General features: G+C 64.1%; 18 protein-coding genes. 10 read left to right on the plus strand and 8 right to left on the minus strand.

Annotated elements, in window-relative coordinates:
* The first annotated feature begins 108 nt into the window (after positions 1-108).
* From hfaA to AB8717_RS14115, 5 genes are all read left to right on the plus strand, one after another.
* Positions 109-576, plus strand: a complete 468-nt coding sequence (gene hfaA / locus AB8717_RS14095) for a holdfast anchoring protein HfaA (RefSeq protein WP_443747958.1) — start codon at positions 109-111, stop codon at positions 574-576.
* Positions 573-1,685, plus strand: coding sequence for a holdfast anchoring protein HfaB (hfaB, locus tag AB8717_RS14100; RefSeq protein WP_443747959.1), 1,113 nt, complete (start codon positions 573-575; stop codon positions 1,683-1,685). The genes hfaA and hfaB overlap by 4 nt, the downstream gene beginning before the upstream one ends.
* A complete protein-coding gene (gene hfaD, locus AB8717_RS14105; RefSeq protein ID WP_443747960.1) occupies positions 1,594-2,856 on the plus strand; it encodes a holdfast anchor protein HfaD in 1,263 nt (420 codons plus the stop codon). The genes hfaB and hfaD overlap by 92 nt, the downstream gene beginning before the upstream one ends.
* A gap of 119 nt (positions 2,857-2,975) precedes the next feature.
* Positions 2,976-4,364, plus strand: a complete 1,389-nt coding sequence (locus AB8717_RS14110; protein WP_443747961.1) for an alpha/beta hydrolase family protein — start codon at positions 2,976-2,978, stop codon at positions 4,362-4,364.
* Positions 4,365-4,481: 117 nt separating this feature from the next.
* On the plus strand, positions 4,482-7,421 hold the full coding sequence (locus tag AB8717_RS14115) for a M16 family metallopeptidase (protein WP_443747962.1): 2,940 nt from the start codon (positions 4,482-4,484) through the stop codon (positions 7,419-7,421).
* A gap of 82 nt (positions 7,422-7,503) precedes the next feature.
* On the opposite strand, the gene AB8717_RS14120 is transcribed toward AB8717_RS14115, so the two are convergent.
* Together AB8717_RS14120 and AB8717_RS14125 are read right to left on the minus strand one after the other, a co-directional pair.
* Positions 7,504-7,983 carry a hypothetical protein gene (locus tag AB8717_RS14120; protein WP_443747963.1) on the minus strand — a complete coding sequence of 160 codons (480 nt, stop codon included), beginning with the start codon at positions 7,981-7,983 and terminating at the stop codon, positions 7,504-7,506.
* A gap of 252 nt (positions 7,984-8,235) precedes the next feature.
* Complete coding sequence (locus AB8717_RS14125; protein ID WP_443747964.1) at positions 8,236-9,234, minus strand: hypothetical protein; 999 nt, start codon at positions 9,232-9,234, stop codon at positions 8,236-8,238.
* Between the two features lie 158 nt (positions 9,235-9,392).
* Here AB8717_RS14125 and AB8717_RS14130 point away from each other — a divergent pair, with 158 nt between their 5' ends.
* The 3 genes from AB8717_RS14130 (at position 9,393) to AB8717_RS14140 (ending at position 11,667) form a co-directional block, all read left to right on the plus strand.
* A complete protein-coding gene (locus AB8717_RS14130) occupies positions 9,393-9,977 on the plus strand; it encodes a PAS domain-containing protein (protein WP_443747965.1) in 585 nt (194 codons plus the stop codon).
* Positions 9,978-10,156: 179 nt separating this feature from the next.
* Positions 10,157-10,933, plus strand: a complete 777-nt coding sequence (gene ppk2 / locus AB8717_RS14135) for a polyphosphate kinase 2 (protein ID WP_443747966.1) — start codon at positions 10,157-10,159, stop codon at positions 10,931-10,933.
* 110 nt (positions 10,934-11,043) lie between these two features.
* On the plus strand, positions 11,044-11,667 hold the full coding sequence (locus AB8717_RS14140) for a hypothetical protein (protein WP_443747967.1): 624 nt from the start codon (positions 11,044-11,046) through the stop codon (positions 11,665-11,667).
* Positions 11,668-11,669: 2 nt separating this feature from the next.
* Here AB8717_RS14140 and AB8717_RS14145 read toward each other — a convergent pair whose 3' ends face one another.
* Genes AB8717_RS14145 through AB8717_RS14170 form a run of 6 tightly spaced genes read right to left on the minus strand, consistent with a single transcriptional unit; the run spans position 11,670 to position 19,596 of the window.
* On the minus strand, positions 11,670-12,698 hold the full coding sequence (locus AB8717_RS14145; protein ID WP_443747968.1) for a cupin-like domain-containing protein: 1,029 nt from the start codon (positions 12,696-12,698) through the stop codon (positions 11,670-11,672).
* Positions 12,695-13,708 (minus strand): cupin-like domain-containing protein, encoded by a 1,014-nt coding sequence (locus AB8717_RS14150; protein ID WP_443747969.1) that lies wholly within the window; start codon positions 13,706-13,708, stop codon positions 12,695-12,697. Before AB8717_RS14150 ends, AB8717_RS14145 begins: the two co-directional genes overlap by 4 nt.
* Positions 13,705-15,234: a tryptophan halogenase family protein gene (locus tag AB8717_RS14155; RefSeq protein WP_443747970.1), complete on the minus strand. Its 1,530-nt coding sequence runs from the start codon at positions 15,232-15,234 to the stop codon at positions 13,705-13,707. Before AB8717_RS14155 ends, AB8717_RS14150 begins: the two co-directional genes overlap by 4 nt.
* A complete protein-coding gene (locus AB8717_RS14160; RefSeq protein WP_443747971.1) occupies positions 15,231-16,763 on the minus strand; it encodes a tryptophan halogenase family protein in 1,533 nt (510 codons plus the stop codon). The genes AB8717_RS14155 and AB8717_RS14160 overlap by 4 nt, the downstream gene beginning before the upstream one ends.
* Positions 16,760-18,076, minus strand: coding sequence for a tryptophan 7-halogenase (locus tag AB8717_RS14165; protein ID WP_443747972.1), 1,317 nt, complete (start codon positions 18,074-18,076; stop codon positions 16,760-16,762). The genes AB8717_RS14160 and AB8717_RS14165 overlap by 4 nt, the downstream gene beginning before the upstream one ends.
* The gene (locus tag AB8717_RS14170) at positions 18,073-19,596 is read right to left on the minus strand and encodes a tryptophan halogenase family protein (RefSeq protein WP_443747973.1); all 1,524 of its coding nucleotides are present in this window, start codon (positions 19,594-19,596) and stop codon (positions 18,073-18,075) included. Before AB8717_RS14170 ends, AB8717_RS14165 begins: the two co-directional genes overlap by 4 nt.
* Before the next feature lie 275 nt (positions 19,597-19,871).
* On the opposite strand from AB8717_RS14170, the gene AB8717_RS14175 reads away from it, so the two are divergent.
* The gene (locus AB8717_RS14175) at positions 19,872-23,108 is read left to right on the plus strand and encodes a TonB-dependent receptor (protein ID WP_443747974.1); all 3,237 of its coding nucleotides are present in this window, start codon (positions 19,872-19,874) and stop codon (positions 23,106-23,108) included.
* Positions 23,109-23,194: 86 nt separating this feature from the next.
* Positions 23,195-24,439, plus strand: coding sequence for an ROK family protein (locus AB8717_RS14180; protein ID WP_443747975.1), 1,245 nt, complete (start codon positions 23,195-23,197; stop codon positions 24,437-24,439).
* Positions 24,440-24,512 lie beyond the last annotated feature (73 nt).

The following is a 24,512-nucleotide window of genomic DNA, read 5'->3' on the forward strand; positions in this document are numbered from 1 at the left end:
TTTTTAACGGAAATATACGTTATTTTTAAAGTTTGAAGCGACAGTGGCACCTGAATTGCTGGGGAACCGTTCGCCTGAGGCGTGAATGTCCCAGGTCAGGAGCAGGACATGTCGTTTACCAAAACCCTGGTGCCCTTTGCGTTTCTCGGCCTGGCCGCCGCCACTTCGGCGTCGGCCCAGACGATGACGACCAGCGCCAGCGCCTACGAAACCGGTTACGGCCTGACGCGTAACCAGCTGCAAAATCCGATCGATCCGTCGACACGCGATGCCAACGGCAACCGCGTCCTGGTCGACGGCATGATGGTCACGGGCTCCGACAACAGCGTCTACGCCGCGTCGAAAACATACGGCGCCGGCGATGTCTACTCAGGCGCGGGCGCCATCGGCGGCGCCACCGCCATCGGCAACAATCTTCAGGTCACGGTCAACGGGTCGTACAACACCGTTATCGTCCATTCGACCCAGACCAATAACGGCAATGTCACGGCGACCGCCAACGGCGTCACCGCCACGGGTGCCCAGGGCACCTCTTCCACAGATTCCTCTTTGAACGGACAGGTCAACCTCCAATGACGGCTTCGAACAGCAAACCGCAAACCGCCGGCAAGCGCCTGAAAAAGGCCGCCCTCCTGCTGGCCGGCACCGCCATGATCGCCGTGTCGCTGTCGGGCTGCATGACCACGCCCGGCGTCAATGCCGATGGTCTCTACAAGGACCCGATCGGCACCGCGCCTGTCACCGCCAATGCCACGGCCTATTCCGACGCCCTGGTCTGCCTCGGCGAATATGCCCGCTCGCGCCGCCTGGCCTCGCCGCGCCTCGCCGTCGGCCGGATTTCGGACTATACCGGCAAGGTCTCGCTGGAAGGCGGCCGTGAAATCACCCAGGGCGCTTCGCTCATGGCGATGACCGCCCTGGCCAAGGCCGGCGCCCGCCAGGTCGAGCGCTTCGACACGTCGGTCGGCGAACTGGAACTGAAGTACGCCAACAACAAGCTGATCACCGACGACCAGGTCGCCAATCCGAACCGTCCGGCCGATTACCGCAAGATCATGGCCGGCCAGGTCGCCGGTTCCGACTTCTTCATCGTCGGCGGCATCACCGAACTGAACTACAATATCCGTTCGTCGGGCGTCGACGCCTATGCCGGCGGCACAGCCGACACCAGCCTCAAGGGCATGGCCTACGGCCGCACCTACGTCATGAACGTCGCCCTTGACCTGCGCCTGGTCGATACCCGCACGCTGGAAGTGGTCGACGTGATCTCGTACCAGAAGCAGATCGTCGGCAAGGAAGTGAAGGCCGGCGTCTTCGACATCCTGAACGGCAACATCTTCGATATTTCCGGTGGCCAGGGCGCGCTCGAGCCCATGCAGCTGGCCGTGCGCTCGATGATCGAACGCGCCACGCTGGAATTCATGGCCAACCTGTACGGCGCGACCGGCCCCGAGGTCTGCCTCGACCCGCGCAACGACTTCCTCAACAATCCGAGCACGCTGGGCGTGACCGGGGGCCTGACCCCCGCCTATGACAACCTGGAGAGCAACAATGCTGCAACGCGCGCCGATCCGTCCCGCTGGCAGGCCGTCGATGACGACCGCCGCCGCGGCGCCCGCTCCGACAAGGGCAGCAGCCATACTGACAGCAGCCATACTGACAGCAGCAGCGCTTCCCGCTACTAGCTTCGCGCAGGAAGTCATCACCAGCACGCAGACGCAGACTGGTGATGTCCTGTCGGACCAGGCGCTGAACGTCGTCGAGAACTACGGCCTGACCCAGGTCGAATCGCAATCGACGGGCAACAGCCTGCAAGGCGGCAACCAATCCGTCGGTGCGACCGTCACCGCGACCCAGACCGTGTCGGGCAATGTTACCGCGCGCGCGGCGGTCAACGGCACCAATACCGGCGCCGAAGACCTGTCGCTTGGCACGCCGATGTATGTGACCACGCAGGCCGTCGGCAACTACATGACTCACGTCGCCCAGGACGGCGATGCCGCCGTGACGACGCACCAGACCTCGACCGGCACGGCCGTCTCGGCCTGGACGGACGTCCAGTCGCCCAACAACGCCATCTACCAGAGCGGCGAAGGCGATGCGATCAGCGAAGTCAACCATCAGGCCTACCAGGTGACGAACGGGCGCCTCGATGCGCAGTCGTGGCAGGCGTCAAGCTCGGACTCGCGCGCCGACGTGTCGGCGACGGTGCACTATTCGCCGTCGGACAATCTCTATAGCGCTTCAGCCACCAACAACTACTATGGCGCCTATTCGGACCAGCAGGGCTCGCAGGCTCACGAAGTCCACCAGGACCAGTCGGCCATGACGCATGCCCGCGCCGAAGTCTATGGCGGCAATATGTGGAATGTCGCCGCGCAAGGCACGGCGGTGGCCAACAATACCGAACTGCAGAACGCCGGCGGCTCGATGGACGTGATCAACGACCAGCACCAGGGCGGCAACGTCCAGTCGCAGGCCTATATCTCGGCTTATGAGTACGGCACGGCCGACGTGTCGGCTTCGGGTATCGGCAACCGGCTGGCCGCCGGCAATAACGACGTGACGCTCCACCTCGACAACACCCAGATCTCGGACGGCGGTGTCGATGTGAACGCCACCTTCGAAGGCAATACCGGCTACGATTCGTACATCTCGGCCGAAGCCTACGGCAACCAGGCCCTGGCCTATGCCTGTGCCGAGTGCAAGGCGGACGTGAACGTCAATTCGACCCAGGTCAACAATGGCGACGTCAATGCCACCAGCACGGCGAACGTCACCCAAGGCCGCTCAATCGTGTCGTCCGCCAAGGCGGTCGGCAACAGCGCCACCTATTACGTCTCCGGCGGAAAATAGATTTCGCTACATCTGACAGGAAAAGGGCGTCCTTCACGGGGACGCCCTTTTTACGTCTCATGGTTGACGCTTTGCTGTTATTTTGGTAAACGCCGAAATATGTCATCGAGGGGACTATCATGAAAAAGCTTCTGACCGCGGCCGCCGCCATCCTGGCGCTGAGCCCCGCCCTATCCGCCCATGCCGAGGACGCCGCCGGCGACTGGGCGGGCGTCCTGATGGGGCAACTGCACCTGATCGTCCACATCACCAAGGCGGCGGACGGCAAGCTGTCGGGCATCATGGAAAGCGTCGACCAGGGCGACGTCAAGATCCCGCTCGACACGATAGACGCCATGCCGGACCACCTGAAATTCGGCATTACCGCAATAGGCGGCGGTTATGACGGCAAGTGGGACGAGGCCGGCAAGCAGTGGGCCGGGACCTGGACGCAGAACGGCGGTTCCGCGCCGTTGAACCTGAGCCGCGCAACGGCCGCCGACGCCCCCAAGGCGCCGAAGCGTCCCCAGGAAGAGGCCATTGCCGCCAGTCCCCTGCCCTATCACGACGAAGCCGTGATCATTGCCGGCGGTCCGCAGGTTAGCCTGGCCGGGACGCTCAGCCGCCCGGAAGGCAAGGGACCGTTCCCAGCCGTCGTGCTGATCTCGGGCTCCGGGCCGAACACGCGCGACGAAGCGGTCTTCAATCACAAGGTCTTCCTGGTCCTGGCCGATTACCTGGCGCGCCAGGGCATCGCAGTCCTGCGCTACGACAAGCGCGGCGTCGGCCAGTCGACCGGCGATTACGCCCAGGCGACCACCGCCGAGTTCACGACGGACGCAATTGCCGCAGCGGCCTGGCTGCGCAGCCAACCCGGCATCGACGCCCGCCATGTCGGCCTGCTCGGCCATTCCGAAGGCGGCCTGATCGCGCCGGCGGTGGCGGTCGTAGACCCCAGGACCAGCTTCATCGTCCTGATGGCGGGACCGGGCCTGCCCGGCGACCAGTTGCTGCTAAAGCAACAGGGCCTGATCGCCAGGGCATCCGGCGTACCCGACGCCACGATCGCCCAGAATCTGGCCGTCACGGAACGCGTCTATGCCGCGGTCAAGGGCACGAAAACCGAGGCCGACGCGATCGCCGCCGTCAAGGCCGTGCTCGATCCCGAAGTGGCGAAGGGCACGCTGAGCCGCGAACGCGCCGACGCCAGCATCAAGCAGGTAACGTCGCCCTGGATGCGCGCCTTCCTGGCCAGCGATCCCATACCGGTGCTGCAAAAGGTGCGCGTGCCGGTCCTGGCCATCGGCGGTTCGCTGGACCTGCAGGTGCCGCCGGCCGAAGACCTGGCCGCCATCAAGACGGCGTTGAAAGCCGACAAGGATGTGACGGTGACCGAGCTTCCAGGCCTCAACCACCTGTTCCAGGAAGCGAAGACCGGCTCCCCCGCGGAATACGCCGCAATCGAGCAAACCCTGTCGCCGCTGGCGCTCAAGACCGTGGGCGACTGGATCAAGACGCATGTGAAATAAGCCGGTTGCCACATTACGCCTTCGTAATGTGGCAATTTACGCTTTATTCGGCCGCAAATCTCTGCAACCGTCGCGCCGCAAAATACACGAGCGCCAAACGCTCACGGAGGCCGATCCATGTCGTCGAAAAAATCCTTGCTGCCCGCCCTCGCCGTCCTGGCGCTTGCCTCCACCGCCCTGACGCCGCTCGACGGCCTGGCCAAGGCGGCGGCGCCGAAGGCTCCGGCCCATGCACCGGCCCATGCACCAGCCAAGGCGGCGTTCAAGCCGGTCCTGCCTGATCCGAAGCAACCCGTGCACTTCGCGCAGGACTATTCCGACATCAAGGCCGATCCGAACGTGCGCTTCGGCCGCCTGGCCAACGGCATGACCTACGCCATCCTGAAGAACGCCACGCCTCCGGGCACGGCTTCGTTCCGCCTGCGCATCGGCGGCGGCTCGATGATGGAGACGGAGCAGCAGCGCGGCCTGGCCCACTTCCTCGAGCACATGGCCTTCAACGGCTCGAAGAACGTGCCGGAAGGCGACATGGTCAAGATCCTCGAACGCCACGGCCTGAAGTTCGGTCCTGACACCAACGCCTTCACCAGCTTCGACCAGACGGTCTATGAGCTCGACCTGCCGAAGGTGGCCGATGACGATCTCGACACCGCCCTGTTCCTGCTGCGCGAAACCGCCGGTAACCTGACCCTGGCGCCCGACGCCATCGACCGCGAACGCGGCGTGATCCTGGGTGAAGAGCGCCTGCGCGATTCGCCCGACACGCACCAGTTCAAGAAATGGGCAGCCGCGGCCTTCACCGGCCAGAAATACGCCGAACGCCTGCCGATCGGCCTGATCGATGTCATCAAGAACGCCAAGCAGGACCAGTTCCAGGACTTCTACAACGCCTATTACCGCCCCGAACGCGGCACGGTCATCGCTGTCGGCGACTTCGACGTCGACAAGATGGAAGCGAAGATCAAGGCCAAGTTCGGCGACTGGGCGCCGGCGGGCGCCAAGGACCTTCGCCTCACGGACTTCGGCGCCTACACGAAAAAGCCGGTCCGGAGCGAGGTCTATACCGAAAACGGCCTGCCCGACGGCATTAACCTGACCTGGGCTAAGGCCAAGGACGAGCATTACCAGACAGAGGCCAAGACCGAGACGGACTTCCTCGACCAGATCCGTACGGCCATCCTCAACGACCGCCTGGAGCGCCAGGCCAAAAAACCTGACACGGCATTCTCCGCGGCCTCGCTCTCCCAGTTCGGCACGGAACATACGGCGGACGGGCTGCAACTGTCGATCGAGCCCAAGCCCGGCCAGGACAAGGCCGCCTTCGAACAGGCCTATGCCACGCTGCGTCAGTTCCGGATGTACGGCGCCGACCAGACCGAGCTCGACCGGGTGGTCAAGGATCTCGACGCTACCTACAAGGCCGAGGTCGAAGGCGAAAAGACGCGCAACAACCGCGCCCTGGCGGAATCGCTGGTCGACACGGTCAACAGCGCCGATGTCTTCACCTCACCGACCCAGGACTACGCCTTCTTCAAGGCCATGCATCCGAAGATCACCCTGGCCTCGGTCAACGGCGGCATCAACGCGCTGTTCGACGGCGACGGCCCGCTGATCTGGCACAGCGCCCAGACCGCGGGCGATCTCGACAAGGCGGCCCTCAGCGCGACCTTCGACGCGGTCAACGGCGCCAAGCTGGCAAAGTACGCAAGCCAGGGCAGCAAGGTCTGGCCGTACACGGCCTTCGGAACGCCGTCGGCCGTCGTCAAACGCGACGAACTCAAGGATCTCGGCGTTACCGAACTGACCTATGCCAACGGCGTCAAGGCGATCATCAAGCCGACCAAGTTCAAGGAAAACGAGATCGGCATCATCGTCCAGTTCGCCGGCGGCCAGGCGTCGCTGTCACCCGGCGCCAACCCGCCGGTCTTCGAAGCCCAGGTCGCCGACCTGAGCGAAGGCGGTCTCGGCAAGCTCGACGCCAACGAGCTCAAGGACAGCCTGACCGGCAAGATCGTCCGCATGGACTTCAGCATCAGCGAAGACGCCTCGCAGCTTTCGGGCGCCACGACGCCGACCGACTTCGAGACCCAGATGCAACTGCTCATGGCCTTCACCACCGACGCGGCTTACCGGGCCGACGCGTGGGAACGCCTGAAGTCGTTCGTGCCGAACTACTATACCCAGCTCGGCACCTCGACCAGCGGCGTCTTCCAGTTGCACGGCACGGCGGCCCTGCACAGCGGCGATCCGCGCTTCGGCATCCCGGCCCAGGACGATTTCCTCAAGGTGTCGAACGACCAGGTCAAGGCGCTGATCGAACGCCAGTTGAAGAGCCAGCCGATCGAAATCACCATCGTGGGCGACATCAGCGAGGACAAGGCCGAGGCGGTGATCGCCAAAACCTTCGCGACCCTGGCGCCACGCACGCAGACGGCCGCACCGGCCGACGCCGCCGTGGTCAGGTTCCCGACGGCCAATCTCAGCCAGAGCTTCGAGCACCATGGCCGCGCCGACCAGGACCTGAGCTATGTCGCCTGGCCGACCAACGACTTCTTCGCCGACACGAAGACGGCGCGCGGCCTGGAAATGCTGGCCAATGTCATGCAGTTGCGGCTGATCGACGTGGTGCGCGAAAACAAGGCCCTGAGCTATAGCCCCAATGCCGGCTCCTATGCGTCGGACACCTTTGCCGGCTACGGCTACCTGTCGGCCTCGGCCGAGGTGAAGCCCGACCAGGACCAGACCTTCTATGATGCGCTTTCCGGCATCGTCGCCGACCTCAAGGCCAAGCCGATCAGCGACGACGAACTGCTGCGCGCGCGCAAGCCGGTGCTGGACAAGCTCGACAACGACTGGAAGACCAATGCCTACTGGCTGCGTGTCCTGCCAGGCTCGGCGCGCGATCCGCGCACGGTCGACGCCATCCGCTCGCGCCGCGAGCAGATCAACAGCGTGACCGCAGCCGACATCCAGACCCTGGCGAACACCTATCTCGATATGGCCAAGGCCATGCGCATCCAGATCAAGCCGGCCAAGGACGCCTCGGCGGCGCAATAAGGACCGCCACATCCCGAAACGGAAAGAGCCGGATCATCGATCCGGCTCTTTCCACATGGCCTGTCCGAAAATCCGCTTTCGCTCAGTTGCCCGTCGTCTGGCAGGGATGCGACGCGGACGTGTCATCGCAGAGCATTTCGGAATCGAGATAGTCGCGGATCGCCTTCACCGCCGCGTCGTCGGGCCCGGAATGCATTTCATATTCATAGACATACACCAAAGACTGCCCGACAACAGTCTTCATCACCGAAAACCTGGGGCCGCGGGCCTCCTTGTCCGCATCGCAGCTTAGAAGCCACTCGCTGTAAGGGTAGTTGTTCTGCGTCCCGCTGGACAGCACACGCGCCTCGGACTTGCCGACGCACCCCGTCCTGTAATTGTCCCAAACCCGGTTGTACTGGCTGTCGATCAAGGTCGCCGGCCCGGCCCTGTCGATAAGGACGGATATCTGCGCGTCATACGGAAACTGGCTGTCCGGAGTCCGGGTGAAAAAGGCCACGGCCACGTGCTGCCCGGGTGGAAGCGGAAGGTACTTGAAGCCCTTCGGAATCGCTCCGTGCATTTCATGTTCGCCCTTGTGCGGGGTCTGCGCCCCGGCCGCGAACGCACATGCCAGGAAAGCCACTCCGGCCACTGCAAGTCTGGAACCCCTCATCCGATAACCCCCATTTCATCGTCCTATCGGTTCCTCTGTAGTATGAGCCTCACAGATCGAGAAAGCGAAAATACCGCTTCACCTCATCGCGAATCAAAAACCCCGCCTCGGAGACCGTGGCGGGGTTCAGGTTGTACGCGTACTTTATAGCTTTAAGACTTACTGGACGAACCCGCCGACGCCGCCGTCGAACACCATCACGCTGGACGACTTCGAGGAGGTCGCGACTTCGCGCTTCCTGGCAAAGCTTTCGGTGCGGGTAACGGTCAGCATCTTCGTGCCGACGCCGAAGCGGCGCAGCAGCGAGCGTTCGTTGCACTGGCGGGCGGGGATCTGCGCGCGGCAGGTCATGTTGCCGTGGTCGAACCACAGGGCGTCACCCTTCTGGCAGGTCATGGTCTTGCCGCCGTCGAAATTGACGTGCGACAGGCAGGCCATGTCGACATGACGGCCGCCGGCAGCCGACGAACCATGCTCTTCATGGCTTTCCGAGCTGCTGGACGCATAGCCGTGTGAACCGTTGCGGCCATAGGACGAATGCTCTTCGCGTTCTTCCGACCGGCTGTAGCTGGCACTTTCGCTGACGGCGTGGTCGGAGGCCAAGCCGCCGGCGCCGTCGAGGCAGTCGGCCATGACGACCTGCATGTGCGTGCCGGCGATGCAGCGATAGACCTCGCCGGTATAGGCATTCGCGACGTCGCGATCCGGGAAGACCTGCGAAGCCGGGTGCGGCACGCCGGTGTCGTCGATGCAGCTGGCCTGGATGATCAGGGTGCGGGTGACCGAACGGCTTTCCGAGACGGCTTCATAGCCCTCGTCGCCCGTCACGACCGCCAGGCCGCCGGCCTGCTGGACATACCCCGGGGTCTGCGACCAGTTGCCGTAGCCGCCGCCATAGACGGCCGCGCCGCTCGATGCGCCGGCAAACACGTTGGCGCTGCCCGAGGCGCTGGCCTTCACGTTGACATTGACGTTGACATTGGTGTTGCCGCCACCGCCGCACGAATGGCACGGCATGTTGGGCGGGTTGGGATTGGACGGAGGGGTCGGCGGCGCCGGGGGCGGACAGCCAGTGTTGCAGGCCGCAGCCTCGCCGGCGAAGGCCAGCAGGCCGACGCCCAGGACCAAACCGGCCAGTTTCGATACAAATCCGCGCATTTAACGCTCCTCGATGGCTTTTCGCGCCACTCCAAGCAAGAACCGTACCGCAGCCAAATTGCCTTTTCCTTAAGCGGGTGCACAAAAACGTGACATTCCGCCCTTTGACCAGGCTTTCGGCAGGATTCTTGCGCACTACGCGCCAGAAGGAGACCGAAGTGCCCCATTCCAGCACAGTTTCATTCCTGAGCTATTGGCGCGGGCTGCAATCCAGCCCGGACAAGGCGCCGCCGCGCGCCGCCTTCGACCCTGCCCATCTCAAAGGTCTGATCCCGCAGATGATCATGATCTCGGACGCCGACGCGCACCACCGCTTTCGCCTGTCCGGCGGATTTGTCGTGGCGTTTCACGGCCATGAGCTGAAAGACACCGCCTTTCTGGATCAGTTCCGACAGCCGTTCGTCGATGCGGTATCAACGGCGCTAGTCCTGGCGCGCCGCCGCGAACAGCCGCTGATCCTCAGCCTGTCGGCGCCCTGGCAGGGCCTCGACCTGTCCGGAGACGGCGACACGTCCCATAATGATACGATCCTGTTCGAGATCTGCCTGTGTCCGATGACGAACCGCGACGGCAGCGTCGACCGCTTCGTGGGCATCTACCAGACCCTGTCGGCGGCGCCGCGCAATCCGTACGGCAAGATCGGCAAGTACACCCTGGTGTCGTCGCGCCTTTATGAGCCGCGCCAATCCGCCAAGGCCGGGCACCTGCAACTGGTGGCCGCCGAAGGCAAGAGGATAGCTTGATTTTTTAGCGGTTTGTGCCGCAGTTAGGGTCTCTATTCCAATCGAGCTCGCTCGATTGGCAAAGGCGCCACATTTGCGGTCTTTGGCCGCCGCGCATTTGCTCTCAAGCAGCGAAGCGATAGAGCTTCGCAAGGTGCGCGAGCCATGCGGCGCTTCAGCTACAAAGGCGGAGCTCAAAAATGTCCGATTCCGACAAGGCAAAGAAGAAGGCCGAGGCCGAAGCGCGGCTGGCGGAGCTCCAGATCGCTCTGGTCGACGCGCAGCTGTCGACCCTGAAGACCGGCCGCAAGATCTGCATCGTCTTCGAGGGCCGCGACGCCGCCGGCAAGGACGGAGCGATCCGGCGCCTGACGGAATCGCTGTCCATTCGCTTTACGCGCGTCGTCGCCCTGCCCAAGCCGAACGACCGCGAACACGGCCAGTGGTGGTTTCAGCGCTACGCCGAGCACCTGCCGACCAGCGGCGAATGGGCGATCTTCAACCGCTCCTGGTACAATCGCGCCGGCGTCGAGAAGGTCATGGGCTTTTCGTCACCGGAGGAACAGGAAATCTTCATCCGCGACGTGCCCGATTTCGAGGCCATGCTGGAACGCGGCGGCATCACCCTGATCAAGCTGTGGCTCGACATCTCGCGCGATGAACAAAAGAAACGTCTGGACGAGCGCCGCTCCGATCCGCGCAAGCGCCTGAAGGTCAGCGACCTCGACAAGGTCGCGCAGGATCGCTGGGATGATTATTCGGCGGCGCGCGACGAAATGCTGAAGCGCTCGCACACGGATGCGGCGCCCTGGTTTTGTGTCGCGACCGATTCCAAGACGAAGGCGCGCGAAAATATCATCCGCCACGTCCTGACGATCATCGGCGCGGATTACAGCGTCGAGGTCAAGCCGCCCGAGAAGGACGTCATCTTCTCTTACGACGCGGTGATCAAGGGCAAGAAAACGCTCGAGCCCTGAATGCGGAATTCTTACCCGTCAGTAACGAATTATTGACTCCGTTTTGTCACGATTCGAACCTCTGAGCCGCGCGGACCAAAAGGATCGCGTACCGAACAGAAGGTTCCAGTATGACGTCTCCCGCGCCGGGCAGTGCTGCACGCGCTGCCGCTTCCGCGCCCAAGCGCCCCCCTTCGAAGGCGAATCTCAAGGTCTGCGGCGAATGTACGCTGTGCTGCAAGGTCTATGAGATCGAGGATTTCGAGAAGAAGCCGGGAACGGTCTGCCATCACGTGCGCCCCGAAGGCGGCTGCGGCGTATGGGGGCTGCACCCGAAAATCTGCCAGGAATTCAAGTGCCTGTGGCTGAAGCACGACGACATGAACGGCCTGTGGCGGCCCGATCATGCCGGCTTCGTGCTGCGCCTGGAACCCAACGGCACCACCCTGGCCATCGATGTCGACCATGACCGCCCCGACGCGTGGCGGCGCGAGCCTTACTACAGCCAGATCAAGCTGTGGTCCGAGGTCATGCCGAAGAACGAGGGTCTGGTCCTGGTCTATGCGCCCGAAGGCCTCTATGTCGTCACGCCGATGGAGGACCTGTTCCTCAAGGCGCCCAAGCGCGGCGACATCCTGGAGACCGGCATGGAAGAAACCCTGTTCGGCGTCCGTCCCTTCGCGCGCGTCATCCCCGCGCGCGAAGCCAAGCGCAACCAGGACACCACCTTCCACTTCCACAAGCGCACGGGCTGATTTCAGCCCGGCTTCGGCTTTTCCGTCCGGGCCAGCATGATCTGACCCAGTTCGCGCATCAACGTCGCGCGGCGTTCCGGCGTAAGCCGCCCCGCCACGCCCTTGTCGTCGTCCTGCAGGTGCGCCACGGGATCGCCGTTGCGCCCGAAGACATAGTGATCGAACATCAGCCGCCACACCTCGCGCTGCGAACGCGGCAGGTCGCGCACCGCCATCATGGCGTGAAGCAGCGCGTCATAGGGTGCGGCAATGCCGCTGTCGGTATCGTTCCACCAGTAATTCACCAGGATGTTGAACGGCTCGAGCGAGCGCACATGGTGCCACCAGGCATAGGGAATATAGATGGCGTCGCCGGGTTCGAGATCGGCAAAGCGCGCCGAGGCCAGCGCCTCGCGAAAGCGCGGATGGCGCTCGAAATCCGGGTTTTCCAATGAGGCCAGACTGACCGGAGGGCCGGCCAGGGTCACCTCGAACGGACCGACATAGAGATTTGGCAACTGGTCGGGGGCAAAGGTCGTAAACCGCCGCTTGCCCGCCACCACGACGGCGATGTTGTTCGACAGGTCGTAATGCGTCTGCACGCGCACCGCATTGCCGATCCAGATACGTGGCTCGATATAGTCCGGCATGAAGCCTATGCGGTTTTCGCGCTCGAAGCGCGGCAGGTGTTCGCGCACCGGCGTCGACTGGACATAGATCGACGAGGGCTCGGCGTTGCCGCGCTCGGCCAGGATTCGCCCGACCGTCGGCGACAGCCCGGCCCGGGACCTGGTAAAGTTGAGCGCCTTCAGCGTATCGCCGTAGAAGAACTCGCCACGGATATCGGGCGCGCCTTCCAGCACGTCGACGCCACGGCCGAGATCGTGGCCGCGCAGATACGCCGCGACGGCCTCATCCGACGCCCTGGCGCGCTGAACGGCCGGCCAGCCGGCGCATAGTCCCTTCATCACCGCCGGCTCGTTGCGCGGCACGATGGTCTTGATGAAGGTTTCCAGGCCGACATTCTCGTAGACGGGCGACGGCTGCATCATGCCATTCCTTTTACGGTCGTCTTGAACTGCTGCTTGAACCGCGAAAGGCCTTCCGGCGTCAACCGGGCCAGCGAGCCCTGCGCCGTTTCCGGCAGGTGCGCTACGGGATCGCCATGCGCCTCGAAAACATATGTGTCGAAGATCGTTTTCCACGCCGCGCGCTGGTCTGCGGGCAGCATCCGAATGCTCATAAGCGCCGCCGACAGCCCGACATAGGGCGACGGTACGGCATCCGGCACCCCCGTCCACCAGTAGTTCACCAGCATGTTGAAGTCGCGGTCGGACGAGACGTGGTGCCACCACATGTAGGGGATGAACAGCGCGTCTCCAGGCTCAAGCTCGGCCACCACAGCCGTCTTCAGCGCTTCGGCAAAACGCGGATGGCGCTCCAGATCGGGCTCGTCCAGATCCGCCATCGACACCGGCACGCCCCCCGGCGTCAGGTCGAACGGCCCGGGATAGAGGTTCGGCGTCTGGTCGGGCGGAAACAGCGTAAAGCGCCGGCGCCCGGCCACCAGGCAGGCCAGATTGTAGGACGGATCGAAATGCGTCTGGACACGGACTGAATTGCTCAGCCACACGCGCGGCTCCGCCAGATGGTCGACAAGGCCCAGCGGATTGTCGGCACGGAACCCCGGCAGCGCCCGTTCGGCCGGCAGGGCCTGGAGGTAGACGCTCGGCTGGCCGGGCTGTTCCTGGTGCGCCACCAGCCAGTCGAGCGCCCTGGGCAGGTATTCCGGCAGGGTGCGGAAATTCAATCCCTTGAGGTCGGCCGTATAGAAGAAGCGCCCGTGGTTTTCCGGACTGCCCAGCCCCATGGGCACCTGAACGCCGGCGTCGAAACGCTTGAGGTAACCGGCCAGGCGCGCCGGCGATTCCGCGGCTGCCCGCACGGCCGGCCAGCCGGCGACCTGTCCCTTCAACAGCACGGGACGGCCCCCGCTCGCGATCTCGCGCGCGAAGGTTTCGGCATCGACGGCATCCCGTAACTCCACGGCGGGAAAGGTCATCCGGCCACGGCCTCTGCGTCCATGGCGCAGTTTTCGGCGATGAAACGGCTGTGCAGCGGCATGCGGTCCGCGGTCGCGCGAATGGTGTCGCGAATATCGCCGAGGCGCGTCCGCAATTCCTCATCGCTCAGCACGTGCGCCACGGGATCGTAGCCGCGCGACTTGAGCCCCTGCCCCACCATGACGGCGAACCAGCTGGTGTCGTTGAACAGCTCCTCGTTCTCGCGGAAGATGCGGCCCCGGCTTTCGAACATGGCGATTTTTTCGGCCAGGCGGTCGGGGATGTCCATGGTCCGCACATAATTCCAGAACGGCGTGTCGTCGCGTTCGGTGACCTTGTAGTGCAGGATCAGGAAGTCGCGGATATATTCGTATTCCTGCACCGTCATGGCATTGAAACGCGCGATGTCAGCGGGTTCGAAGCCCTTGTCAGGGAACAGCATCAACAGCTTGGCGAGGCCCGACTGAATCAGGTGGATCGAGGTCGATTCGAGCGGCTCCAGGAAGCCGGAGGCCAGGCCGATCGCCACGACATTCTTCACCCAGAACGACTTGCGGTGCCCGGCCAGGAACCTGACCTGACGCGGCTCGGCCAGAACCCTGCCGTCGAGATTGCCGAGCAGGGTGGCGCGCGCCGTATCGTCGTCGCAGAAGCGCGACGAATAGACATAGCCGTTGCCGATGCGGTGCTGCAGCGGGATGCGCCACTGCCAGCCGGCGTCGCGCGCCGTCGAGCGCGTATAGGGTGTCAGCGTTTCCGCCGATTCGCACGGCGCGGCGAAAGCGCGGTCGCACGGCAGCCAGTGCGACCAGTCGGTGAAACCGGTCTTCAGCGTCTGCTCGATCAACAGGCCGCGCAGGCCCGAGCAGTCGATGAACAGCTCGGCCTCGACGGTGCGGCCATCGGCCAGCACGACGCTTTCGACAAAGCCGTCGGCCGGACGCTGCCTGACCTCGACGATCTTGCCTTCGATGCGCTTGACGCCGTGATCCTCGGCAAAGCCGCGCAGATAGCGGGCATAGAGGCTGGCGTCGAAATGGTAGGCATAGGCGATCCTGGCGGCCGGCGATCCCGGCGGTGCGCCGGCCGGCGGCCGCATGAATTTGTTTTCATAGGCCGCCACCGCCTGGAGATTATAGTCCGAGATGGACGACGAACCGCCCAGGGCCTGGAGGCGCAGCCAGAAGGCGTGAAAGGACACGCCCTGCATGTCGACACCATAAGGGCCGAAGGGATGGAAATAGCTTTCGCCCTTCGCCTTCCAGTCGACGAACTCGATACCCAGCTTGTAGGTGCCGCGCGTATTGCGCACGAAGCTGGTCTCGTCGATGCCGAGCAGGCGGTTGAAGACATTGATCTGGGGGATGGTCGCCTCGCCGACGCCGATGATGCCGATCTCGTCGGACTCGACCAGGACGATCTCGGGCGCATAGTCGGGGCCGAGGATCTTCGACAGGGCGGCGGCGCTCATCCAGCCGGCGGTGCCGCCGCCGATGATGGCGATCTTTTTGATGCGCTGGCTCATTTATTCACACTTTCAGGAATCGTGACCGGGACAGCCCGGCCGTAACGGTCGATAAAGGCGTCGTGAGACGGCATGGCGCCGGCCGCCTGGGCGATGGCTGCGCGGATGCGGCCGAGATTGGCGAGCACGTCGTCGGCCGGAAGCGCGTCGATCAGCGGATCGTGGCCGCGCGGCACCACGCCCTGCCCGTTCAGCACGGCCAGCCAGTTGTCCTCGGCGAACAGGTCCTCGTCGTGCCGGATCAGGCGGCCCTTAGCGGCGAACAGGGCGATCTTGTGCGCCAGCGAATCGGGCACCGCCATGTCGCGGCAATGGCGCCAGAAGTCCGTGTCGTCGCGCTCCGTCAGCTTGTAGTGGGCGATGATGAAGTCGCGGACCTGTTCATACTGTTTGGTCAGGAGCGCGTTGTATTCGTCGCGCTCCGCCGCCTCCCAGCCGGTATCCGGAAACAGCGCGATCAGCTTCGACACCGCGCTCTGGATCAAATGGATCGAGGTCGACTCCAAAGGTTCCAGAAAACCGGAACTCAAGCCCATGGCGATGCAGTTCTTTTCCCAGAAGCGTTCGCGCCGCCCCGTGGTGAAGCGCAAGGGCCGCGGATCGGCCAGGGGCTCGCCGTCAAGTCCGGCCACCAGATGGGACCGCGCCGTATCGTCGTCCATGAAGGCCGAACAATAGACATGGCCGTTGCCGACGCGATGCTGCAACGGAATGCGCCAGCGCCAGCCGGCCAGGTCCGCCGTCGCGCGCGTATAGGGCGTCAGCGGCCCGTTCGGCACCGAGGGCACGGCCAGCGCCCGGTCGCACGGCAGGTATCGGCTCCAGTCCCGGTAGGGCACGCCCAGGGCCTCGCCGATCAGCAGGCCGCGAAAGCCGGTGCAGTCGATGAAAAGCTGGCCGTCGACCGTGCGCTCGCCGTCGAGCGTCAGCGCCGCGATATGCCCCGTGTCCGCGTCGCGCGCCACGTCGACGATCCGGCCTTCGATCCGCGTGACACCCCGGCCTTCGGACAGGCGGCGCAGGTAACCGGCATAAAGCGAGGCGTCGAAATGATAGGCGTATTTCAGCGTGGCGAACACCGGTCCCATCTTCGGTTCCGGCCGCAGGAATCTGTTGGCGTAGGCGGCCGTGGCGCACAGGCTGTAGTCGTCGAGCGGCCCGACGGCGTGCCCGGCCTGCTTCATGGCGAAATAGGCCTGGTGAAACTTGATCCCGCGCAGGTCGATGCCATAGGTGCCGAAGGGATGGATGTAGCGGGTGTCCTTTCGCCCCCAGCCCAGGAACTCGATCCCCAGCTTGAAGGTGCCGGATGTCGCCTTGAGGAATTCGTCCTCGCGCACGCCCAGCGTCTCGTTGAAACCGACGATCGGCGGGATGGTGGCCTCGCCGACGCCGACCGTGCCGATCTCCTCGGATTCGACCAGCACGATTTTGACCGCTCGCGGCAGGGCGGCCGACAACGCCGCTGCCGCCATCCAGCCCGCCGTGCCGCCCCCGGCGATGACGATCTTCGAAACCGGTGCATTCATGCGGCAGCCTCCGACACGGCCTTTTGCACCGCCGCGCGCATCCCGTCCAGCGTCCGGCGAACCATGGCCTCGTCCTGCGACAGGACCAGCGGATCGAAGCGTTCCGGCCGCCAGCCCAGGCCGAAGAACAGGTTGACCCAGTCCTGCTCGCTGAACACGTCCTCGTCGTATTGCACGACATGGCCGCGGCTGCGGAACTGTATCAGGCGGCGCTTCAGGCTTTCCGGCCAGTCTCCATCGGGAGCGTCGACCGCCCGGAAGGCCAGGCCGGCATCGCGCTGGCGGTCCCAGGTGTCGCGCATCAGGCGGTTATACTCCGCCGCCAGGCTGGGATAGAGATTGCGGTCGGGGAACAGCGCCAACAGCCGCGTCAGGCCCGCCTGCAGCCAGTGCAGGCGAGATGCGCCCAGCGGTTCGGACACACCCGCCGCCTGCCCGACAGCGATGATCCTGCCCTGCCAGGCGGCGTCGAGACACCCCGGCTGAAGCGTCAGCGATGGCCCCTCCACCGCCTCGCCGATCACCGCCGTGGCCGTGCGCCGGCCGAGCGGTAAGGTCATGCGGTAACCGCCGGCCCGGCGCGTCACCGTGTTGAGCAGCGACGGCCGCTGCGCCTCTGTCTCCCAGCGGCATTGCAAGGGCGGCCCGGCCGGTCTGAAGCCCTGCGACACGAGACGCCGTGGCCCGGTCGCGTCGAGGATCAGGTCGGCGGCGACCGCCTGGCCGTCGCACGCCAGCCCGGACTCGGTGACCGATATGGCCCGGGCGTCGACGCGCCGGACGCCCTTGTGCAGGCACAGCGACTTCAGCAGGCGCGCATAGCCGGCGAGATCGAGGTTGAGGCCATAGGTATAGGTGGCCCGTACCGACCCGATGGCCTGGGACGGCGGCTGGAAGCGGCCCGACCGCGCGATCTGCACCGCCAGGTTATAGTCGTCGAGGCTGGCCGCCCGCCCCTGCGCCGTCAGCCAGCCGATGTAATGGTGAAAGGCGACGCCGTTGATGCGCGTCCCCGCCTCGCCATAGGGCAGGATGAAGTCGCCGGCCAGGCCGAAGCCTTCCATGCGGCTGCCCATGCAGCGCGCTCCGTCCGCCGCTTCCAGCACCATGCTTTCGGGCAGGCTCAAAAGCGCATGGAAGGCGCGCAAGGGCGCCAGTCCGGCCTCTGCCGCACCGGCAGGCTCATCGCAGCCCGCAACCTCGACGACGGTGATCGCATAGCCCTGACCGTCGAGGGCACGCAGCAGGCAGGCGGCCGACAACCACGCATCGACGCCGCCACCGGCGATCGCTATGGAGCGCAGACGGGTCATGCCGCGCCCTCGCGGACGAAGGGACAGTAGGCTTCAAGGAAGTCGCCGTGCGACGGCATGGCGGCGACCGCAGCATCGACCTCCTGCTGGATGCGGTCGAGCACGCCCGGCAGATGGTCGTCCGGAATGCGGGCGCTCAACGGATCGTAGCCTTCCGGCACGATCCCCTGCCCCAGATAGACCGCGACCCACGAGGGCTCCAGGAAGAAGCCGTCCTTGTGGCCGACGACGACGCCGCGCTGACGGAACAGGTCCATCTTGTATTTCAGCGAGGCCGGTATCTCCATGGTGCGGACATAGGTCCAGAAGTCCGTGTCGCGGCGTTCGGTGGCATGATAGTGCAGGATCAGGAAGTCGCGGACGCTTTCGTATTCGCGCCGCATCAGGCGGTTATACTCGTCGCGATCCTCCTGGCGGACCGGACCGTCGGGCATCATCTCGACCAGATGCGTCACCGCCAGCTGTATAAGATGGATCGAGGTCGATTCCAGCGGCTCCAGGAAGCCGCTCGACAGCCCGATCGATACGACATTGTGCGACCACGACCGGTTGCGCATGCCCGTGACAAATTTCAAAAGCTTGGGCGCCGCCATGGCCGGCCCCTCCAGCCGCGCCATCAACGCGTCGCGTGCTTCGTCCTCGGCGATAAAGCGCGATGAAAAGACATAGCCGTTGCCGACCCGGTGCTGCAGCGGGATACGCCACTGCCAGCCGGCTTCACGCGCCGTGGCGCGTGTGTAGGCGACATTGCCTTCACGCATCTCGCACGGCACTGCCCAGGCGCGGTCGCACGGCAGGTAATGGCTCCAGTCCTCGTAGCCGGTTTTCAGCGTCTGCTCGATCAGCAGCCCACGAAAGCCCGAGCAGTCGATGAACAGGTCGCCTTCCAGCCGCTGGCCGTTTTCCAGCACCACCGCCTCGACATCATTGGTCAGACCATTGCACTCGACATCGATGACCTTGCCTTCCACGCGGGTGACGCCGCGGCGTTCCGATACCGTACGAAGAAAGCGGGCATACAGCCCGGCGTCGAACTGATAGGCGTAGGAATAGGTGGAATTGAGCTCGCTTCCATGCATGTCCGGCATGGCGAACCTGCCGGCCTCAGCCATCTTCACGCCGAGCGAATAGTCGCATATCCGCCCGGCCTGACCGGCCAGATTGGCGCGCCGCCAATGATGGTGGAAACCGACCCCCGCTACCGGCCGCCCATACGCTCCAAAGGGGTGGACATAGGCGGTATCTTTCTCGCGCCAGTCGCAGAATTCGATGCCCAGCTTGAACGTCGCCGCGGTCGCCCGCATGAATTCCATTTCGTCGATGCCGATTTTACTGTTGAAAAATCGGATGTGTGGCACCGTTGCCTCACCGACACCGACGGTGCCGATATCTTCGGATTCAACAAGTACAATCGACAAATTCTTTGTTTTATACAGAGTTGCGAGAGAAACAGCAGTAATCCAACCCGCCGTTCCGCCACCAACTATAATAACGCGCATTGCGCCCGGCCGCTCAGACATCGGCTCCGCGCCCCCTTTTCCGCACCCTGCATTCCGCAGACTTTTATATTTGTCATATCATACGAAGAAATGATGACATTCCAATTTTCTCTTATTTTCATGGGTTTCCGTCAAGCGAAAAAACGTAAAGCGTATTTGTAATATGAATATAGACTTTTATTATACATGATTACAAACCCCATAATACCCGCGCGTAATTTGACAACCCCAGCATCAATTCATATAAATAGGAAATGGTAGCGCTAACAGCTGCCATTCCAGAGAGGAAACCATAAATGAACACTAAGGGGAAAACTCGAGGCCACGCGAATGCCACAGTCCTGACGCTGCTCGCCAGCGCGTCGGCACTGGCGCTTTCGATGTGCGCCTCGACGGATGCATTTGCGCAAGCCAAGTCGGACAAGCCGGCTGCGTCGGATGATTCCGTCGTCGTCACCGCGATCCGCCGCAGCCTGAAGAGCGCCCAGCAGCTCAAGAAGGATTCGGACGTCATCGTCGATTCGGTCACCGCCAGCGACATCGGCGCCCTGCCCGACCGTTCGGTCACCGAAGCGCTGGCCCGCATCCCGGGCGTCGCCATCGACCGCTTCAAGGCCGGTGTCGACCCGGACCACTTTTCGGTCGAAGGCTCGGGCGTCACCGTCCGCGGCCTGAATATGACGCGCTCTGAATTCAACGGCCGCGACTCGTTCTCGGCCAACAACGGCCGCTCGCTGTCGTTCGCCGACGTGCCGTCCGAACTGATGGCCGGCGTCGACGTCTTCAAGAACCCGGACGCCAGCATGGTCGAAGGCGGCATCGCCGGCACGGTCAACCTGCGCACGCGCGTTCCGTTCGACGCCAAGGGCCAGCAATTCTCGATCTCGGCCGAAGATTCGTACGGCGACTTCGCTAAGAAGTGGTCGCCGACCTATTCGGCCCTCTATTCGAACCGCTGGCACACCAGCATCGGCGACGTCGGCTTCCTGATCGACGCCGTCGATTCCAAGCTGTCGACCCGTTCGGACGGCACGCAGATCTCGAACTATGCCTGCCGCACCAACGTCACGACCAATCCGGGCAATGTGGCTGTCACCTCGCCGGCCGTGTCCTGCGGCGGTACCCCGGGCATCTACTATCCGCGCGGCGCCGCCTTCCGCTCGCAGCTCACCGACCGTGAGCGTAAGGGCCTGGCCGTGGCCGCCCAGTGGAAGTCGAACGACGACACCATGCTGGCCACCCTGCAATACCTCCGTTCCGAGGCGACGCAGGCCTGGACCGAACACGCCATGGAAATCGCCACCGACAACGTGGCGGCCAACGGCGACTCGTGGCCGGACTACGGCACCACGGTCGGCGTCGATTCGTCGGGCATCTTCACCGACGGCGTGCTGACGACCAACTCGACCGGCTGGCGCGCCGACCAGGGCGGCGGCGGCGACAAGCGCACGCCGCTCTACGGCCTGCAGTCGAACAACATCTACCGCAACCAGCAGCAGAACTACCTGACCGAAGACACCAGCCTGAACTTCAAGTGGACGCCGAACGAACGCTGGGGCTTCAAGTTCGACCTGCAACACGTCAACTCGACCGTCGACGTGGCCGACAACACGATCTGGGGTTCGACCTACCAGGACGCCACGATCAAGCTGCACGGCGACGACCTGCCGGAATTCAGCTTCTCCATGCCGACCAACCTGTCGCAGACGGGTACGGCCTGTAGCGGCACGAACTGCGGCCTGTACGGCAGCGGCACGCACACCAGCTATGCCGACCCGTACAACAGCTTCTGGCGCTCGGCCATGGACCATTTCGAGCAGTCCGAGGGCAAGGAAGACACGGCGCGCTTCGACGGCGAATACGTGCTGGAGCATAACGACTGGGCCCAGGCGATCGATTTCGGCGTCCGCTGGTCGGAACGCGACCAGACGACGCGCTTCTCGCAGTACAACTGGGGCGCCCTGTCCGAATCGTGGGGCAATGGCGGCCAGGTCTGGATGGACGAAACCCTGACCGGCGGCGGCACCTCGGCGTCGCACATCGCCGACTACACGTTCGACAACTTCATGCGCGGCCAGGTCACCAACCCGGTCGGCACGCAGGGCCGCCTCTACTACAACTCGAATATCAATGCCGACTATCCGGGTTTCGTGAACTTCGCGGAATCGATCGCCAAGACCTGGGTGGGCGCGTCCTACATGACCGGCGGCTGCGGCAATTCGGGTTCCGGCGGCTGGGTCCCGCTCGACAAGCGCTGTAACGCGGTTGCCGGCACGCCGTTCACCCTGTCGGAAATCAATCCGGTCAACGAAACCAACACCGCGGCCTACCTCATGCTCAAGTACAAGCATGACGTGGACGGCGGCGGCCGCCTGTCGGGCAATATCGGCGTGCGCTACACACACACCAAGCGTGAATCGTCGGGCTATGAGGCCTTCCCGGTCAACAACTACTCGACCGACGCGCAATGCGCCGCGGCCGTGCCGCCCGCCAGCACCTTCTGCTCGCTGACGCCCGCCGTCCGCCAGCAGATGCGCGACTGGTCGAACAACGCGCTGACGCCGATCAAGGGTGGCGCGGACTACGACTACCTGCTGCCGAGCTTCAACCTGAAGTACGCGTTCAACCCGAAGGTCCAGGTTCGCCTGGCCCTGACCAAGACCGTGTCGGCCCCCGACATGGGCCTGGTGCGCGCCTACTACAACCTCAGCCTCGACACCACGTCGGCCGCCGGGGTGCAGTACATCAACGCCAACGGCAAGCCGGAAGGCATCGTCACCGTCGGCAATCCGGGCCTGAAGCCGACCCAGTCGACCAATATCGACCTGTCGGCCGAATGGTACTTCGCGCCGGTCGGCTCGCTGACCTTCGCCCTGTTCGACAAGACGCTTACGGACGTGGTGACCAACACCACCGTCCGCAACACCTTCACGAACAACGGTGCCACCTTCGACGTCATTACGACCACGCCGGGCAACTCGTCCGAAAAAGGCAAGGTCAACGGCTTCGAACTGGCCTACCAGCAGACCTACGACTTCCTGCCGTCGCCGTTCAACGGGTTCGGGATCAACGCCAACTACGCGCACATCAACTCGCATGGCGTGTCGCAAAGCACCCTGTCGAACACCGACCCGGACGTCGCCGCCGGCCGCGTCGCCAACATCGACACCTCGAAGCTGCCGCTGCAAGGCCTGTCGAAGGACAATGCCAACCTGACGGTGTTCTACGAAAAGTATGGTGTCTCGGCCCGTCTGGCGTATAACTACCGTTCGGACTTCCTGGTCACGGTCCGTGACGTCATCGTGCCGTATCAGCCGATCATGCAGGCCGGCGGCGGCCAGCTCGACGGCTCGATCTTCTACGACCTGACGCCGCGGGTCAAAATCGGTATCCAGGGCGCCAACCTCAACAACGAGGTCACGCGTACCAAGGCCATTCTCGACCTGAAGGCCAATGGCCAGCCGATCGAGGCCGGCCGCTCGTGGTTCATGAGCGACCGCCGCATCACCTTCATCGTCCGCGCAACCTATTAATTGCCGGACGTGCCTGCGCCCGGAGACCTCCGGGCGCAGGCTTTTTCTCTTTTCGGCCATGCGACATGGCCATGCCGGGGGGCAAGATGAATTACGTGCGTCAAGGCGGATTTTCGCGAAATTTCCTCGAGGACCAGCGCTTCCGGCAGCAGGTGCCGGACGTCGGCGCCCGGTTGCGCGGCGCCAATATACAGGACGCCGCCGCCCATAACCGCAAGATCATCCTTCATGCCATCCGCGCCCGGGGCGCGGTCGGCCGCAAGGAACTGGCCGAGATTACCGGCCTGACGCCGCCGGCCGTCTTCAAGATCGCCAAGGATTTCCTCAACGAACGGCTGCTGATCAGCACCCGCATGCGGGAGGGCGCCAAGGGGCAGCCCGCCGCCGTGCTGACACTCAATGCCGACGCGGCTTTCACCCTCGGGCTCAATATCGACCGCGACCACCTGACCTTCGTCACGCTGGACTTCGCCGGCAATATCCGCACGCGGTCGCATCTGGCGACCCCGTTTCCGACGCCCGAGACGGTGCGCAGCTTCTTCGCCGAATGCGTCGACGGCCTGCGCCAGGACGGCGCGATTCCGATGTCGCGCATCGTCGGCGTCGGCGTCGCCATGCCCGAAGGGCTGGGCACCTCGCCGGCCGGCGATCCGCCGCCCGGACACCGGCAGTGGTCGCAAACGCCGGTGCATACCGTCATCGGCGACCTGGTCTCGACACCGCTGGTCCAGGAAAACGACGCAGCATCGGCCGCCATCGGCGAAATGCTGTTCGGCGCCGGTCTCCAGGCCGACAGTTTCTTCTATCTCTTCATCTGCGTCGGCCTCGGCGGCGGCCTGGTTATCAACCGGCAATATATTCGCGGGTGCCATGGCCGCAGCGGCGAAATCGGCACCCTGCCCCTGTCCAACCCCTTCCGGTCCAGCCGCAGCGACCTGTCGCGCACGCTGGAACATGAGGTATCGATTCCCGGGCTGCTGGAGGCCCTGCGCAAGCATGGCATCGACGCCGCCGACCTCGACGATATCGATCCGTCCGACCCCATGACCGACGAAGCCATCGACGCCTGGATCAACAGCGCCGCCGACCTGCTGTACCTGCCGCTGCTGGGCGTGGTGTCGACCATCGACCCCGAAGCCATCCTGATCGGCGGGCGGCTGCCCTACGGCATTACCGACCGCCTGTGCGAGCAGGTCGCCCGCCGGCTGTCGCTGAACGTCTCGGAAGACTATCCCGATCTGAGGGTCCGCCGGGCCAGCCTGTCGGCGGACGCCGCCGCCGTCGGCGCGGCGGTGCTGGCCTTCAAGGACCTGTGGGAGCGCGGCAGCTGATATATGACCTAAGGCAGTATTTGCCTTAATGCGGTATTTGTCTTAGGGCAGGGTTGCATTCAACAGTCCATCG

It is taken from the genome of Asticcacaulis solisilvae, assembly GCF_052327315.1.
GTDB classification, from domain to species: Bacteria; Pseudomonadota; Alphaproteobacteria; order Caulobacterales; family Caulobacteraceae; genus Asticcacaulis; species Asticcacaulis solisilvae_B.